The sequence below is a fragment of the Streptomyces sp. NPDC057617 genome, from assembly GCF_042800555.1.
Lineage (GTDB): Bacteria > Actinomycetota > Actinomycetes > Streptomycetales > Streptomycetaceae > Streptomyces.
On sequence record NZ_JBHVGV010000013.1, the window covers coordinates 111,691 to 126,044 of the forward strand.

Consider the following 14,354-nt stretch of genomic DNA (forward strand, 5'->3'; position numbering starts at 1 on the left):
CGACCGGGTCCGACCGGGTGCGGACTGGGCCTTTCGGGCCCTTTACCACTCCGTACAGCCCAACCCATTGATCGTTTAATAGGACCTGGCCATGGGCGCGCACTACGCTGCGCTCATGAGCATGCTCACTCCCCCTGGCCTGGGCGGCAAGTACCGCATCACGGGTGACAAATACCCCCGGATGCGCCGCCCCCGGCACCGTCGCAGGCTGCTGCTCGCGGGTACCTCCGCCCTGGTCGCCCTCGGCCTGGCCGGCTGGGGGACCACGCAGCTCGTCGATGTCTTCTCGGGCAACGCCAAGAAGCACGCCGCCGGCCGGAAGGCGGGCTGCGAACCCGACACCGCCGCTTCGGCCGTCGCGCTGCCCAAGCCCGGTCAGATCACGGTCAACGTCTACAACGCGACACCGCGCGGCGGTCTGGCCAAGACCACCGCCGACGAGCTGAAGAAGCGCGGATTCCGTATCGGCAAGGTGGGCAACGCCCCGGCCAAGTTCGACAAGAAGATCCCGGGCGCCGGGATACTGCTGGGCTCCCCAACCGTCTCGAACGACGCGCTCACCGTACTCGCCACGCACCTCAAGGGGGCCACACCGCAGGCCGACGCCCGGAAGACCCCGGACGTCGATCTGTTCATCGGTACGGGCTTCACCGCGCTGAACGACATCAAGGCCGCCGACCAGGAACTGGCGGTCCTGATGAGCGCGAAGACCGAGCCGGGCTGCGAGGACACCGCTCCCAAGGCGCCCGCGAAACCTGCCGCCGAGCCCGCCGCCGAACCGCAGGGCGAACCCGCAGCCGAACCCCTGGGCGAGCCCGCCGCCGCACCACAGGACGAGCCTGCCGCCGCGCCACAGGAGGAGGCCGCCGCCGAACCGGAGGAGGAGTGACCCGACGCCCCTCCCGCACCGGCTCCGGACGCACCTCCCACGCCGGCTCCCGACGCCCCTCCCGCACTGGCTAGAGACCGGCCGTGCGCCGGCTAGAGACCGGCCGTGCCGTACATCCGGTCGCCCGCGTCGCCCAGCCCCGGCACGATATAGCCCTGTTCGTTCAGCCGCTGGTCGACCGCCGCGGCCACGACCGTCACCGGCGTGCCCGCCAGCTCCCGCTCCATCACCTCGACGCCCTCGGGCGCCGCGAGCAGCACCACGGCCGTCACATCGTCCGCGCCCCGCTTGATCAGCTCACGGATCGCCGCCACCAGCGTGCCGCCGGTCGCCAGCATCGGGTCCAGGACATACACCTGGCGCCCGGAGAGGTCCTCGGGCATCCGGCTCGCGTAGGTGGACGCCTGGAGGGTCTCCTCATCGCGGATCATCCCGAGGAAGCCCACCTCGGCGGTCGGCAGCAGCCGTACCATCCCGTCCAGCATGCCGAGCCCGGCCCGCAGGATCGGGACGACCAGCGGACGCGGGTGGGACAGCCGTACCCCCGTGGTGCCCGTCACCGGGGTCTCGATGTCGACCTGCTCGGTCCGTACGTCCCGGGTGGCCTCGTACGCGAGCAGGGTCACCAGCTCGTCGGCGAGCCGCCGGAAGGTCGGGGAATCGGTGCGCCGGTCGCGCAGCGTGGTGAGTTTGTGCGCCACCAGCGGGTGGTCGACGACATGAATCCGCATGGCGACACAGTAACCGGGGGCCAACGCCCTACGCGCTGCCACCAAGGCCCGGGCATCAACCCCCGCTCACGAGGGAAGAGGCAACGGGGGGACCACAGCCTGGGGCGGGGAGGCGTCGATGCCGGACGGGGAACAGCGAAGGCAGGAACAAGAGCAGCCGGCGGACGCGGCAAACCCTGACCCGGCCGAAGAGCCGGATCAGCCCGGGGAGCCGGACGCGGACCCCTCCGGCCCCGACACGTACGAGAACGAGCGCCGGCGGCGCCGCGCCCAGTTCCTGCGCGAGCTGAACGAGGCCAAGGCCCTGCGTGAACGCGTCAAGCCCCGTACGGCGCGCGCCGCGCGGATGCGCCAGCAGATGCGGATGCGCACCTTCCGCTGGTAGGCAGGGAGGAGCCACGCCGGTCCGGGCGGGTGGCATGCGCGCCGATGTGCGGGCCGCGTGCAGGGGGCCCAACAGGGTCCTAATAAAATGGGCTGACGACGCAACGGTGGAAGACCTCTCGCGAAGCGCTCGTTTCTGCCACGATTCCGAGTAGGCGGGGCAGAGCAGCGCACCGCCGGATCGTCACACCTCTGACCAGTGGGAGAGTCACGGTGTACTTCGCCGCACTGCTCGCGCGCACCGAAGACGGGTGGGAAGCGAGCGATACAGAGCTCGACGATGTGGAGACCCTGTCGGACCTCACCGACCTGGCCCGCGAGGCCTCGGTGGACGAGGACACGGTGCTCGTCTTCATCGAACAGGAGGATGCCTGGTTCGGCATCGTCCGTGTGGAGGGCGAGGAAGACCCTCGTATCTATGTCTCCGACGCGGCCGCGGCCGCACGCTCCTCGTACGGGGAGATCCTCATTGACGAACTGCTCGGCCGGGATGACGACGACCCCGCCGACGACCTGGACGCGCTGGACCTCGACGGTACGGAGGACGGCGAGCCGGAAGCACAGGACCGGGACGACGACAAGGACGACGAGTACGACGACAACGACGACAGCCCCGTGACCGACGGGGAGACCGTGCCGGCGGGTGCCGTCGGCGACCGTGAGATTCTCAGCGACCTCGGACTGTCCGAGGCGGATCTGCTGGCGCTGGATTCGGACGCGATGGCCGAGATCGCGGAGGCTCTGGGAGCCGCCGAAGTGCTGGAGACCGTCCGCTAGTGACCGGGTACGGCCCGGTGTCAGGACCGGTGTCCGGCTCCTCGGGCCCGGTGAGCGATCCCGTACGCGATCCGTGGCGGGCGTCCATGCGCCTCGCCCTGGACGAGGCGGCACGGGCTGCCCGCTCCGGTGATGTGCCGGTCGGCGCTGTGGTGCTGTCGCCGAACGGTACGGTGCTCGGCGCCGGCCACAACGAACGCGAGGCGACCGGCGACCCGACCGGCCATGCGGAGATCCTGGCGATCCGCAGGGCCGCCGGGAAGGTCGGTTCCTGGCGGCTGACCGGCTGCACGCTGGTGGTGACCCTGGAGCCCTGCACGATGTGCGCGGGCGCGCTCGTGCTGGCCCGGGTGGACCGGGTGGTGTTCGGCGCACGCGACGAGAAGGCCGGCGCGGCCGGCTCGCTCTGGGACGTCGTACGGGACAGACGCCTCAACCACCGCCCCGAAGTGATCCAGGGAGTACTCGCCGACGAGTGCTCCGCCCTGCTGACCACCTTCTTCCGCAACCGCTGACCTCCCGAACCGCTGCCCCCTCACCGCCCCTGCCACCCGCCCCAACGGCGGCTCCCAGGCGACCCCGAGGCGGCCCCGGTCCGGCTCCGGTACGGCTCCGATCCCCGTACCGAGATACCGATTTCGAACCTCGGCCCTCTGTGGGCTAAGCTCTCTCTCGGTAGCGTGTCCGAGCGGCCGAAGGAGCTCGCCTCGAAAGCGAGTGTGGGGAAACTCACCGAGGGTTCAAATCCCTCCGCTACCGCTCTTGACGAAAGGGCCCCGGTGCTGTGTGCCGGGGCCCTTTTCGTGTGGGTGAGGGTCCGGCCGGTGGGCGGGGGCGTTCATACGGTTAGACTCTCGCGCGATCGCACTGGGCACAGCAGGGGAGGAAGCGGCCCATGGGGCAAGCGAGAAAGATCGTGCTCTACGCGCTGGCCGTATTCGTGCTGTACACGATCATCACATCCCCGGCCCGGGCCGCCGATCTCGTCCAGGTGGGGTTCGAGGGCATTTCGAGCGCCGCCCAGGGTGTTGGCCAGTTCATGACCGAACTCATCAATTAGCCGTCCCCCAAGGAGTGCCCTTGATCCGCCACCTGGTCCTCTTCAAGCTCAACGAGGGTGTCTCGCGCGACGAGCCGCGGGTGATCGCCGGTGCGCAGGCCTTCGAGCAGCTCGGTACGCAGATCCCCGAGCTGGAGTTCTGGGAGTGCGGCTGGAACATCAGCGACCGGCCGATCGCCCATGACTTCGCCATCAACTCGGCGGTCTCCGACCGGGATGCGCTCCGGCGCTATGTGGACCACCCGGCCCATCAGGCGGCCGCCGGTCAGTGGCGGGAATTCGCCACCTGGGTGATCGCCGACTACGAGTTCTGAGCCGGCCCCGAGTCGGCCACCCCTGGCCGCCCCATACCCCGCACCCTTGAGGTGTGGGGTTTTTGGGTTTATTGCCCCAACTTACCGTCAACACGGTTTTATCCGGTGCTTGCACACAGTGGACATGTCTTGTGATGCTATGACCGCTTTTGCCGGATGAGTTGACGTAGTCGACCGCAAAGGGGTGGCGTGACCGTGACGGCCAGTACTGCGCCTCAAGTGCCGCCCCAGACCGAGACCGAGCCACGCCCCGCGGCGCAGAGCCGGGGTGCCGACACCAGGGCCCTGACCCAGGTCCTCTTCGCCCAGCTCAAGGACCTGGAGCCGGGCAGCGGGGAACACACCCGGGTGCGCGGGGCGCTCATCGAGGCCAATCTGCCCCTCGTCCGCTATGCCGCCGCCCGCTTCCGCAGCCGCAACGAGCCGATGGAGGATGTCGTCCAGGTCGGCACGATCGGCCTGATCAACGCGATCGACCGGTTCGACCCGGACCGCGGGGTGCAGTTCCCGACCTTCGCGATGCCGACCGTCGTCGGCGAGATCAAACGGTACTTCCGGGACAACGTACGGACCGTGCACGTGCCGCGCCGGCTCCATGAGCTGTGGGTCCAGGTGACCGGCGCGACCGAGGACCTGACGACGGCTCACGGCCGCTCCCCGACCACCGCCGAGATCGCCGAGCGGCTGAAGATCTCCGAGGACGAGGTGCTGGCCTGTATCGAGGCCGGGCGTTCGTACCACGCGACCTCGCTGGAGGCCGCCCAGGAGGGCGACGGACTGCCGGGGCTGCTGGACCGGCTCGGGTACGAGGACCCCGCGCTCGCCGGGGTCGAACACCGCGATCTGGTCCGCCATCTCCTCGTACAGCTTCCCGAACGCGAACAGCGGATCCTGATGCTGCGCTACTACAACAATCTGACGCAGTCGCAGATCAGCCAGGAGCTGGGCGTCTCCCAGATGCATGTGTCACGGCTGCTGGCCAGGAGCTTTGCACGGCTGCGGTCCGCAAATCGGATCGAGGCATAACCCGCGCGGGTAGACCCGCTCGGCCTCTTCTCCCGGCACCAAAAGCTGTAAACCCTCTCTTTCCCGGGCGGATCCACCCCCTACTTGTCGACAAGTCACTACAGCGTGTTGCCGACATGTGACATTCTGCTGGAACCGCGTTTGCCGCAGTCGCACCGCCGGTATTCAGGTGGAGGCTGCGTTCCTCCGACGGGAGCGGCCGACGCGACCGTCCGCGACCTCAAGGGGGTGGCATGTCCGTAGAACAGGGCAGCTCGAAGGTGCTCACGCTCACGAAGAGCGCTCCCGTGCCCGATGCTCTCGACCATGTGGCACAGCCGCGTGTGTCCCAGCCGGAAGCCATCGACACCCGCACTCTGTCCCGCTCCCTGTTCCTGCGGCTCGCCGTGCTCGACCAGGACAGCCCGGAGCGCACCTATGTACGCGACACCCTCATCGAGCTGAACCTGCCGCTGGTGCGGTACGCGGCGGCGCGCTTCCGCAGCCGCAACGAGCCGATGGAGGACATCGTCCAGGTCGGCACGATCGGCCTGATCAAGGCGATCGACCGGTTCGACTGCGAACGGGGCGTGGAATTCCCGACGTTCGCGATGCCGACGGTCGTCGGCGAGATCAAACGCTTCTTCAGGGACACCTCCTGGTCGGTGCGGGTGCCGCGCCGGCTCCAGGAGCTGCGGCTCGCGCTGACCAAGGCCAGTGACGAGCTGGCGCAGAAGCTGGACCGCTCGCCGACCGTGCCCGAACTCGCCGCCGTACTGGGGGTGTCGGAGGAGGATGTCGTCGACGGCCTCGCCGTCGGCAACGCGTACACGGCGTCCTCGCTGGACTCGCCCTCGCCCGAGGACGACGGCGGCGAGGGCTCGCTCGCGGACCGGCTCGGGTACGAGGACATGGCGCTGGAAGGCGTGGAGTACCGCGAGTCGCTGAAGCCGCTGCTCGCCAAACTCCCGCCCCGCGAGCGGCAGATCATCATGCTCCGCTTCTTCGCGAATATGACGCAGTCGCAGATCGGCGAAGAGGTCGGTATCTCGCAGATGCATGTCTCACGGCTGCTGACCCGTACGCTGGCGCAGTTGCGCGAAGGGCTCATCTCGGACTGAGGTTCGGGGACCCCGCCCTTCGTCCGGCATGCCGGACGACGCTCCGGAGAAGGCTCCGGGTGAAGCTCGCGGGCGGGGTTCCGGTCCGGTGGACGGTACGGCCACGGCCGTACCGTACGTACAGTCGAGACGGCCGGTACGGTCAGCGCGGCGCATACGGCCGGTACGGCCAGCGTCCGCACATACGGCTCGTACGGTCCGCGTCCGCACATACGGCCAGTACGGCCGGTACGGTCCGCGTCAGCGCATACAGCCGGTACGGCCGACGTCAGCACGTACAGCCAGCACGGTCAGCGCGTACGGCGGCCGTACGGTCAGACGAAGGCCAGCCAGGCCACGACGGCCAGGACCACGACCACCGCGACGACGCCGACGATCACCCCGGTCTTCGGACCGCTCTGCTGCTGGGGCGCCTGCCTGCGCTGCGGCTCGCCGTCGTCGACGAACGCACGGAACATCTGAGTGCTGCCCGCGGGGTCGGGAGTGCCCTCGGGGCCCTGTGGGGCATGGGGGTTGTGTGCCATACGCCAGGACCCTAGCGAACGCCGGGTCCCCGCCCAACCCCGGGCCCGTCCCCGGCTCCGCCGCCGCCCGCCCGACCTGCCGCCACGCGGGGCGTTGACCCGGACCAGACGAAGCCTTTCCGGTTCCTTTACCCCCACTCCGCCCGATTTCGCTTGCCTGTAGCAACCAATGACTTCTATGGTTCTATGGTTGCCCCAAGCAACAAGGTATCGGGAGGCTCCCATGGCCGCACAGAGTCAGTACGCGGAACTGGCCCGGCAGCTCAGCGCCGTCGGCGCCGTCAAGCGCGGCCTGGAGCGCATCCTGCCGGCCGACTGCCCGGGCGGCTCCGCCACCGTACTGACCATGCTGGACCGGCATGGCGAGATGCGGATGAGCCGCCTCTCGGAGCTGCTCTCCGTCGACATGTCGGTGACCAGCAGACATGTCGCCCACGCCGCGGAGCGCGGCTGGATCGAACGGTCCCCGGACCCCGACGACAAGCGCTCGCGCATCCTGCGGCTGACCCCCGCGGGACGGGACCTGCTCGACGAGCTGGCCCGGCGGACCACCGAGATGTTCGCCCGCACGCTCGACGACTGGACCGACGAGGAGGTCGGACAGCTCAGCGCGCTGCTCGACCGGCTGCGCCGCTGCTTCGACGACCGCAGGGACCGGCGCCTCGAAGGCTCGTACGCCCTGCCGCCCCCCGTCCGGCAGCACGCGGCCGTGCGGCAGGAAGCGCCCGTACGGCAAGAGACGCCCGTACGGCATGACACACCCGTACGGCAAGAGACGTGACGTAACGACGTCAAGAGACGTAACGACGTAAGGCAAGGAATCCAATGGCTACGACCACACCAGTGGGTGTGCGGGGCGGCCACGCCAAGCATGGGGGCGGCCCGACCACCGCACCCGTCGCACCCGGCACCCCGATGACACACCGTCAGATCATGGAGGCCCTCTCCGGGCTGCTTCTGGGCATGTTCGTCGCGATCCTCTCGTCGACGATCGTCTCCAACGCCCTCCCCGAGATCATCTCCGACCTCGGCGGCGGCCAGAGCGCCTACACCTGGGTGGTGACCGCGTCGCTGCTGGCGATGACGGCGACCACCCCGCTCTGGGGCAAGCTCTCCGACCTCTTCAGCAAGAAGCTCCTGGTCCAGATAGCCCTGGTCATCTATGTCGCGGGCTCGGTCGTGGCCGGACTCTCGCAGAACACCGGCACCCTGATCGCCTGCCGGGTGGTCCAGGGCATCGGCGTCGGCGGGCTCTCCGCCCTCGCCCAGATCGTGATGGCCGCGATGATCGCGCCGCGCGAGCGGGGCCGCTACAGCGGCTACCTCGGCGCGACCTTCGCCGTCGCCACCGTCGGCGGCCCGCTCCTCGGCGGTGTCATCACCGACACCTCGTGGATGGGCTGGCGCTGGTGCTTCTACGTCGGCGTGCCCTTCGCCGTGATCGCGCTGATCGTGCTCCAGAAGACCCTGAAGCTCCCGGTCGTCAAGCGCCAGGTCAAGGTCGACTGGGCCGGTGCCTTCTTCATCAGCGCGGCCGTGTCGCTGCTGCTGGTCTGGGTCACCTTCGCCGGCAACAAGTACGACTGGATCTCGTGGCAGACGTACGCCATGGTCGGCGGCTCGGTCGCGCTCGGCCTGCTCTTCATCCTCATCGAGTCGAAGGCGAGCGAGCCGATCGTCCCGCTGCGGCTCTTCCGCAACCGTACGATCACGCTGGCCTCGCTGGCCTCGCTCTTCGTCGGTATCGCGATGTTCGCGGGCACGGTCTTCTTCAGCCAGTACTTCCAGCTCGCGCGCGACAAGTCACCGACGATGTCCGGGGTGATGACCATCCCGATGATCGGCGGTCTGTTCATCTCGTCCACCGTCTCGGGCCAGATCATCACCAAGACGGGCCGCTGGAAGGCCTGGCTGGTCAGCGGTGGTGTGCTGGTGACCGCGGGGCTCGGGCTGCTGGGCACGATCCGGGTCGACACCCCGTACTGGCACATGGCCGTCTACATGGCGCTGATGGGCCTCGGCGTGGGCATGATGATGCAGAACCTGGTGCTGTGCACGCAGAACCAGGTCGACCCGCAGGACCTCGGCTCCGCCAGCTCCGTCGTCACCTTCTTCCGCTCCCTGGGCGGTGCGGTCGGTGTCTCGGCGCTGGGCGCGGTGCTCGGCAACCGGGTCACCCACTACGTCAAGGACGGTCTGGCGGACCTCGGCCCGCAGGGCGCGGCGCTCGGCCACGGCGGTACGGGCGGCGGCTCCATCCCGAACCTGGACACGCTGCCCGCCCCGCTGCGGGGCGTCATGGAGGCGGCGTACGGACATGGCGTCGGCGATGTCTTCCTGTACTCGGCACCGGCGGCGCTGGTCGCCCTGCTGCTGACGCTGTTCATCAAGGAGGTCGCGCTGAAGACACGGTCGGGCGGCGAGGCGGCTGCGGCTTCTGCGGCGGCTGAGGTGGCGGGGGCGGTCGAGACGGCGGGGGCTGCTGAAGTGCCGGTGGCTCTGGTGGGCGCTGGGGCTTCGGTGGGCACCGGTGCTCCGGGGGCTGCTGAGGCTCCCGTGGGCGCTGAGGCCCCGGTGGCTGTCGGTGCTCCGGGGGCCGTGGGTGCGCCCGCCGTGGGTGCTCCTGCTGGCGCCGGGACTGCCACCGCCGCGATACCCGCGCAGGCCGGCGCGCCCACGGAGGCCGTTTCGGCGCCGGTGTACGGAACCGCCGTACGGGGCGTGGTGCGCGGCGCCGAGGCCGCCGCGGTGCCCGGCGCCGCCGTCACCCTGATCTCCCTGGGCGGACGCCAGCTCGCCCGCTCGGTCGCCCAGCCCGACGGCGGCTATGTCCTGGACGCCCCGGGCCCCGGCTCGTACGTCCTGATCGCCTCCGCCGACGGCTTCCAGCCGCAGGCGTCCACGGTCGTCGTCGGCGACGAGCCGCTGGCGTACGACATCCTGCTCTCCGGTACGAGCGGACTCGCCGGGTCCGTACGGGCCGCGGACGGCGGGCTGCCGGTGGAGGGCGCGATGGTGATCGTGACCGATGTGCGCGGCGATGTGCTGGCCACCGGGAAGTCCACGGAGCAGGGCGAGTTCGCGTTCGGCGAGCTGGTTCCCGGCTCGGTGACCCTCGCGGTGAACGCCACCGGCTTCCGGCCGCTGGCCCTGCCCGTGGAGATCGGCGGCCAGGGAGTGACCCGTATCGAGGCGCTCCTCCGGTCCGGCGCCACCGTCCAGGGCACGGTCAGGGCCGGTGCCGACCGGCGGCCCGCGCCGGACGCCCGGGTGACGCTGGTCGACGCGGCCGGGAATGTCGTCGCCACGGCGACGACCGGGGACGACGGGGCGTACGCCTTCGCCGACCTGGACGCGGGCGAGTACACGGTCATCGCGACCGGCTACCCGCCGGTGGCCGGCGCGCTGACCGTGACCGGGCGCGGGTTCGACGGCTACGACATCGAACTCGCCCACCCCGGCGAGTAGGGCCGACGAGCAGTCCGGCGAGTAGGCGCCGTCCGCCGTACGGGATGCGGCGGGCGGCGCGCGGGACCCCTGGGCGGCGCGGCGCTCCGTAGCGGAGGCGGCGGGCCGGCCCAGTGCGGAGGGCCCCGGTGGGGGGTGACGGGCAGGGACGGCCCGTACGCCCGCAACCACCGGGGCCCGGTTGGCCGTTGACAGTACGAGCACGGCTCGTCGACAGTGCCAGCGGACAGAAAGCCCGGGCGGAGAAGACCGGACGGAGAAGACCGGACGGAAGAGACCGGGCGGGAAAGACCGGGCGGAATCCCGCACAGCAAAGTCAGCAAAGACAGTGCGGACAGCACAGTCAGCACGGACAGCAGAGTCGGCACAGACAGCGGCAACAGCAGAGAGGCAAGCACGATGGGGCTTCGCGGACAGGTACGGACGCGGGACGGCTGGGCCGTCCAGCACGCGGTCGTGACCATGACCGATATGACCGGCGCCCAGGTGCTGCGTACCGGCGCCGAGGAGGACGGCAGCGTCAGCTCCGACGTGGCGCTGGCGCCGGGCCCGTACACCGTCATCGTGACGGCCGTCGGTTACGCGCCCGTCGCCTCCACCGCGCTGGTGACGCGGAGCGGGCGGGCCGAGGTCGGTACGGTCGTACTGGCCCGGCAGGGCGGCGCCGAGCTGCCTCCGCCGGGCGCCTGGAGCCTGGACCCGGCGCATTCGTCGGTCGGCGCGGTGGCACAGCACCTCGGGATCTCCAGCGTGCACGGGCGGTTCAAGGAGTTCGGCGGCCGGATCGAGATCGCCGGCGACGCGGCGGGCGGGTACGAGGAGTCGCGCGTCGAGGCGGTCATCGCCGCGGCGAGCATCGACACCGGGAACTCACTGCGCGACAAGCACCTCAGGTCGCCCGACTTCCTGGACGTCGAGCGCTTCCCCGAGATCACCTACAGCGGTACGGGACTGACCCCGGCGGGCCCCGACCGCTGGACGGTGCACGGGCGGCTCTCGCTGCACGGCGTCGTCCGCGAGGTGGATCTGCAGCTCAGCTATCTGGGCACCGGGCCCGACCCGTGGGGCGGCGAGCGGGCGGCCTTCCACGCGACCACCGAACTGAGCCGCGAGGACTTCGCCATGAACTACAACCAGGTGGTACGGGCGGGGGTCGCGGCGATCGGGACGACGCTGCGGGTGGAGCTGGACATCCAGGCGGTACGGGGGGAGAGCCTGCCGGGGGCGTGAGGGGGGCGGGGTGTGTGCCCGGGTCCGGGTTGTGGACGTGCGCCGGGGTCCGGGGTGTGCGCGCCGGCCCCGGCGGCCCGAAGTCGTAGGCTGCGGACCATGGCACCCAACATCGCAACGAACACCCCCGTGAACCGCGACGAGCTGCTGGAATTCGTCCGCCCCCGGCACCGGGCGATCCTGCTCACCACCCGCTCCGACGGCCGCCCCCAGGGCTCCCCGCTCACCTGCGGGGTGGACGACTCCGGCCGTATCGTCGTCTCCACGTACCCCGAGCGCGCCAAGACGCGCAACGCCAAGCGGGACGAGCGGGTGAGCCTGATCGTCCTGTCGGACGAGTGGGACGGGCCGTGGGTACAGATCGACGGCACCGCCGAGGTCCTCGACTCGCCCGAGTCGGTCGAGCCGCTGGTGGAGTACTACCGGAACATCGCGGGCGAGCACCCCGACTGGGACGAGTACCGCGAGGCGATGGTGAAGCAGGGGAAGTCCATCATCCGCGTCACGCCGGAGCGCTGGGGCCCGCTCGCGACGGGCGGCTTCCCGGCACGACTGGCGCCGCAGTAGGGGCCGTACGGGGGCGGGCTTTCGGGGGCGGCCCGTGGGGCGGCGGGGAGGCCGTACCGTACTGCGACGGCGGGCCGGGGCGGCGGGGCCTCCGAGGGCTCACGGCTCAGCCGCGGACGCGCATCGCCTCGATGCCCGCGATGAGGAGTTCGACCGCGAATGTGAAGTCCCGCTGGCGCATCTCCGCCACCGTCTCGCCGCCGCGCGCCGCCGTGATCTCGTCCGCGTTCGCGAACGCCGCCTTGAACCGCGGCTGTTCGCCGATCGCCCCCATCGCCTGCTGGAAGTACTCGTCCTGGCTCACCCCCGCGTCGGCACAACGCTGTACGAAATGCCCCTCGATCGTGCCGAATCCGTACACGAACTGGAAGACCGCGGAGATCGCGCCCATCTGCCCGTGCGGCGCCAGGCCCGTACGGCGGACGACCGCCCGGACGGCGGCGGAGAAGGCCGTCGAATGCGGGCCGATGTTCAGGTACTTGCCGATGAGCGGCGAGACCCAGGAGTGGCGGACGAGTACGGTCCGGTAGCTGGCGGTCAGTTCGCGGAGCTGGTCGCGCCAGTCGGCGGTCTCGTCCGTCAGATCCGGTACGCGGACCTCGCCGAAGACGCGGTCCAGGGCGAGTTCGAGCAGGTCGTCCTTGGTGTCCACGTACCAGTACAGGGACATGGCGGTCACACCCAGCTCAGCGGCGAGCCTGCGCATGGAGAACTTGGCCGCGCCCTCCGCATCGAGCAGCCGTACGGCGACGGCGGTGATGCGGTCGCGATCGAGCCCGCCGTGCTGATCGGAGGACCGGGCGGAACGGACGGAGTCCTTGCCGGACGAGCGCTCGACGGGCTGACTGGAGTCCTTGTCGGCTGACCGCTCAGCGGGCCGGCCGACGGCCTGGCTGGAGTCCTTGCCAGCTGTCTGCTCGGAGTATTTGCCGGCTGTCCGCTCGGCGGGCCGGCCGGATTCTTTGCCGGCTGTCCGCTCGGCGGATCGGTCGGGTTCTTTGCCAGCCGTCCGCTCGGCGGACCGGTCGGCCGAGCGATCCGCGCGGTCCCCTTTGCGGCCCCGGCCGGTCGGCTTGCCCTCCAGCCAGACACTGGTACGGGTCGGCCGCTTGGCCCGATCGGCTTCCGGCGCCATGGGTGAGCCTCCTCGGTTCCCTCCGGCCGGACGATGACCGGACTCCTGTTACCTGCCCGCTGTTGCCTGTCCGCGCTTTACCCGTCCGCGTCACCTGCCCGGCGCAGGCCCTCACCGGCTCCGGTGGCCGGGCGACGGGCGGCCCGCCGCCGGGAACCCGAAGCCGGAGTCCGGCAGTCCGGCCGGAACCGATGCTATGCCGCCCCCGCGAGAGTCTGCCCGCCCGGCCCTGTGCGGCAGCAGCGCGGTCGCCAGTCCGCCCGCCGGTACGGCCACCACGCCGACGAGCTGACTCGTCAGCAGAAAGAGTGACCCACTCATGCCGCCAGGAGCGGTCCTCGGGGGTGCTGGTCCTTGGACGTCCTTGTGCGGTGTACGGGACTGCTCGCCGTACACCACACAAGGAATCAACTCTCCTACGCCGTAAGGCGCTTATCCGCAGGGCGGTGCGCCCCGGCGCGTCAGGAGGCCTTCTGGGTCAGGTCGTAGAGCGTCGTACCGTCCACAGTGACCTTCTTGAAGGTGGCCTCGACCCAGGTGGTGATGGCGGAGTTGCCACCGCCGGGACCTCCGCCTCCGGCCAGGAAGTAATGGATCCTTCCGTCGGTGACGTACTGCTTGAACTGGGCGAGCGTCGGGCACGGGTCGCTGCCGTTGAAGCCGCCGATCGCCATGACCGGCTTCTCGGTGGCGAGTTGGTAACTGGCGGCGTTCTGGGAGCCGATGGCGGCGGCCATCCAGGTGTAGTCGGAGGCGTTCCGCGTCAGGGTCGCCTCGACCTCGGAGCTGACGCTCGGACCGTTGAGGAGACCGCCCATGCCACCGCCACCACGACCGCCGCCGCCTGCGCCCGGGAACCCTTCGGGCATCGCGTTCCAGCGGCCGGTCCCTTGGCCGGTCCCGGGCCGGCCGTTCTGCTGGTCGGGCTGGGCCTGCTGACCACCGGCGGCCGGAGGCCGTCCCCCGCTTGTGCCCTGGCCCTGCGCCTGACCTGTGCCCTGCCCCTGCCCCTGCCCGAGTGCTTGGCCGGTGCTTGGCCCGGCGAGCGCATCCCACCGCCACCGAACCCGCCCCGCGCCGACGCCGGCCCCGCCGTCACGATCGAGCCCGGGAGTACCGGTCGCGTCGACCGAGAGATGTTCCCGGGCC

Annotated in this window: 16 protein-coding genes, 1 tRNA gene and 1 pseudogene; 13 read left to right on the forward strand and 5 right to left on the reverse strand. The window is 70.5% G+C overall.

Features of this window, described 5'->3' with window-relative positions; all coding sequences use genetic code 11:
• Nucleotides 1–115: 115 nt before the first annotated feature.
• Nucleotides 116–718, forward strand: a pseudogene (locus ACFU9P_RS28220) (LytR C-terminal domain-containing protein); the annotation flags it as partial.
• A 263-nt stretch (nt 719–981) separates the two neighbouring features.
• On the opposite strand, the gene upp reads toward ACFU9P_RS28220, so the two are convergent.
• Nucleotides 982–1,620: a uracil phosphoribosyltransferase gene (upp, locus tag ACFU9P_RS28225; protein ID WP_376381389.1), complete on the reverse strand. Its 639-nt coding sequence runs from the start codon at nt 1,618–1,620 to the stop codon at nt 982–984.
• Nucleotides 1,621–1,738: 118 nt separating this feature from the next.
• On the opposite strand from upp, the gene ACFU9P_RS28230 reads away from it, so the two are divergent.
• From ACFU9P_RS28230 to ACFU9P_RS28265, 8 genes are all read left to right on the forward strand, one after another.
• Entirely contained in the window at nt 1,739–2,005 is a 267-nt protein-coding gene (locus ACFU9P_RS28230; protein WP_384086060.1) for a hypothetical protein, read from the forward strand.
• A 212-nt stretch (nt 2,006–2,217) separates the two neighbouring features.
• Nucleotides 2,218–2,781 (forward strand): hypothetical protein, encoded by a 564-nt coding sequence (locus ACFU9P_RS28235; RefSeq protein ID WP_376381394.1) that lies wholly within the window; start codon nt 2,218–2,220, stop codon nt 2,779–2,781.
• An 86-nt stretch (nt 2,782–2,867) separates the two neighbouring features.
• A complete protein-coding gene (gene tadA / locus ACFU9P_RS28240; RefSeq protein ID WP_079023683.1) occupies nt 2,868–3,296 on the forward strand; it encodes a tRNA adenosine(34) deaminase TadA in 429 nt (142 codons plus the stop codon).
• Nucleotides 3,297–3,455: 159 nt separating this feature from the next.
• Nucleotides 3,456–3,540, forward strand: a tRNA-Ser gene (locus tag ACFU9P_RS28245).
• A gap of 136 nt (nt 3,541–3,676) precedes the next feature.
• Nucleotides 3,677–3,841 (forward strand): hypothetical protein, encoded by a 165-nt coding sequence (locus tag ACFU9P_RS28250; RefSeq protein ID WP_376381397.1) that lies wholly within the window; start codon nt 3,677–3,679, stop codon nt 3,839–3,841.
• Between the two features lie 20 nt (nt 3,842–3,861).
• A complete protein-coding gene (locus ACFU9P_RS28255) occupies nt 3,862–4,155 on the forward strand; it encodes a Dabb family protein (protein WP_376381400.1) in 294 nt (97 codons plus the stop codon).
• A 195-nt stretch (nt 4,156–4,350) separates the two neighbouring features.
• Nucleotides 4,351–5,181: an RNA polymerase sigma factor SigF gene (locus ACFU9P_RS28260; RefSeq protein WP_376381403.1), complete on the forward strand. Its 831-nt coding sequence runs from the start codon at nt 4,351–4,353 to the stop codon at nt 5,179–5,181.
• Between the two features lie 233 nt (nt 5,182–5,414).
• Nucleotides 5,415–6,281 (forward strand): RNA polymerase sigma factor SigF, encoded by an 867-nt coding sequence (locus ACFU9P_RS28265; RefSeq protein WP_376381406.1) that lies wholly within the window; start codon nt 5,415–5,417, stop codon nt 6,279–6,281.
• Between the two features lie 314 nt (nt 6,282–6,595).
• On the opposite strand, the gene ACFU9P_RS28270 is transcribed toward ACFU9P_RS28265, so the two are convergent.
• On the reverse strand, nt 6,596–6,805 hold the full coding sequence (locus ACFU9P_RS28270; protein WP_376381409.1) for a hypothetical protein: 210 nt from the start codon (nt 6,803–6,805) through the stop codon (nt 6,596–6,598).
• A gap of 223 nt (nt 6,806–7,028) precedes the next feature.
• Here ACFU9P_RS28270 and ACFU9P_RS28275 point away from each other — a divergent pair, with 223 nt between their 5' ends.
• The 4 genes from ACFU9P_RS28275 (at nt 7,029) to ACFU9P_RS28290 (ending at nt 12,070) form a co-directional block, all read left to right on the forward strand.
• Complete coding sequence (locus ACFU9P_RS28275; RefSeq protein ID WP_384086066.1) at nt 7,029–7,586, forward strand: MarR family winged helix-turn-helix transcriptional regulator; 558 nt, start codon at nt 7,029–7,031, stop codon at nt 7,584–7,586.
• A 44-nt stretch (nt 7,587–7,630) separates the two neighbouring features.
• On the forward strand, nt 7,631–10,273 hold the full coding sequence (locus tag ACFU9P_RS28280; protein WP_384086068.1) for an MFS transporter: 2,643 nt from the start codon (nt 7,631–7,633) through the stop codon (nt 10,271–10,273).
• A 399-nt stretch (nt 10,274–10,672) separates the two neighbouring features.
• Nucleotides 10,673–11,503 (forward strand): YceI family protein, encoded by an 831-nt coding sequence (locus tag ACFU9P_RS28285; protein ID WP_384086071.1) that lies wholly within the window; start codon nt 10,673–10,675, stop codon nt 11,501–11,503.
• Nucleotides 11,504–11,602: 99 nt separating this feature from the next.
• Nucleotides 11,603–12,070, forward strand: a complete 468-nt coding sequence (locus tag ACFU9P_RS28290; RefSeq protein ID WP_376381420.1) for a PPOX class F420-dependent oxidoreductase — start codon at nt 11,603–11,605, stop codon at nt 12,068–12,070.
• Nucleotides 12,071–12,176: 106 nt separating this feature from the next.
• On the opposite strand, the gene ACFU9P_RS28295 is transcribed toward ACFU9P_RS28290, so the two are convergent.
• From ACFU9P_RS28295 to ACFU9P_RS28305, 3 genes are all read right to left on the reverse strand, one after another.
• Nucleotides 12,177–12,830 (reverse strand): TetR/AcrR family transcriptional regulator, encoded by a 654-nt coding sequence (locus ACFU9P_RS28295; RefSeq protein ID WP_384086385.1) that lies wholly within the window; start codon nt 12,828–12,830, stop codon nt 12,177–12,179.
• A 486-nt stretch (nt 12,831–13,316) separates the two neighbouring features.
• Complete coding sequence (locus tag ACFU9P_RS28300) at nt 13,317–13,526, reverse strand: hypothetical protein (protein WP_384086074.1); 210 nt, start codon at nt 13,524–13,526, stop codon at nt 13,317–13,319.
• Between the two features lie 140 nt (nt 13,527–13,666).
• Nucleotides 13,667–14,023, reverse strand: a complete 357-nt coding sequence (locus tag ACFU9P_RS28305; protein ID WP_384086077.1) for a glycosyl transferase — start codon at nt 14,021–14,023, stop codon at nt 13,667–13,669.
• Nucleotides 14,024–14,354: the final 331 nt, after the last annotated feature.

Coding starts and splice junctions, on each gene's coding strand:
- ACFU9P_RS28300 (WP_384086074.1), bottom strand. CDS start 13,526: ATGAGTGGGTCACTCTTTCTGCTGACGAGTCAGCTCGTCGGCGTGGTG.
- upp (WP_376381389.1), bottom strand. CDS start 1,620: ATGCGGATTCATGTCGTCGACCACCCGCTGGTGGCGCACAAACTCACC.
- ACFU9P_RS28275 (WP_384086066.1), top strand. CDS start 7,029: ATGGCCGCACAGAGTCAGTACGCGGAACTGGCCCGGCAGCTCAGCGCC.
- ACFU9P_RS28280 (WP_384086068.1), top strand. CDS start 7,631: ATGGCTACGACCACACCAGTGGGTGTGCGGGGCGGCCACGCCAAGCAT.
- ACFU9P_RS28305 (WP_384086077.1), bottom strand. CDS start 14,023: ATGGGCGGTCTCCTCAACGGTCCGAGCGTCAGCTCCGAGGTCGAGGCG.
- ACFU9P_RS28230 (WP_384086060.1), top strand. CDS start 1,739: ATGCCGGACGGGGAACAGCGAAGGCAGGAACAAGAGCAGCCGGCGGAC.
- tadA (WP_079023683.1), top strand. CDS start 2,868: ATGCGCCTCGCCCTGGACGAGGCGGCACGGGCTGCCCGCTCCGGTGAT.
- ACFU9P_RS28290 (WP_376381420.1), top strand. CDS start 11,603: ATGGCACCCAACATCGCAACGAACACCCCCGTGAACCGCGACGAGCTG.
- ACFU9P_RS28265 (WP_376381406.1), top strand. CDS start 5,415: ATGTCCGTAGAACAGGGCAGCTCGAAGGTGCTCACGCTCACGAAGAGC.
- ACFU9P_RS28285 (WP_384086071.1), top strand. CDS start 10,673: ATGGGGCTTCGCGGACAGGTACGGACGCGGGACGGCTGGGCCGTCCAG.
- ACFU9P_RS28270 (WP_376381409.1), bottom strand. CDS start 6,805: ATGGCACACAACCCCCATGCCCCACAGGGCCCCGAGGGCACTCCCGAC.
- ACFU9P_RS28250 (WP_376381397.1), top strand. CDS start 3,677: ATGGGGCAAGCGAGAAAGATCGTGCTCTACGCGCTGGCCGTATTCGTG.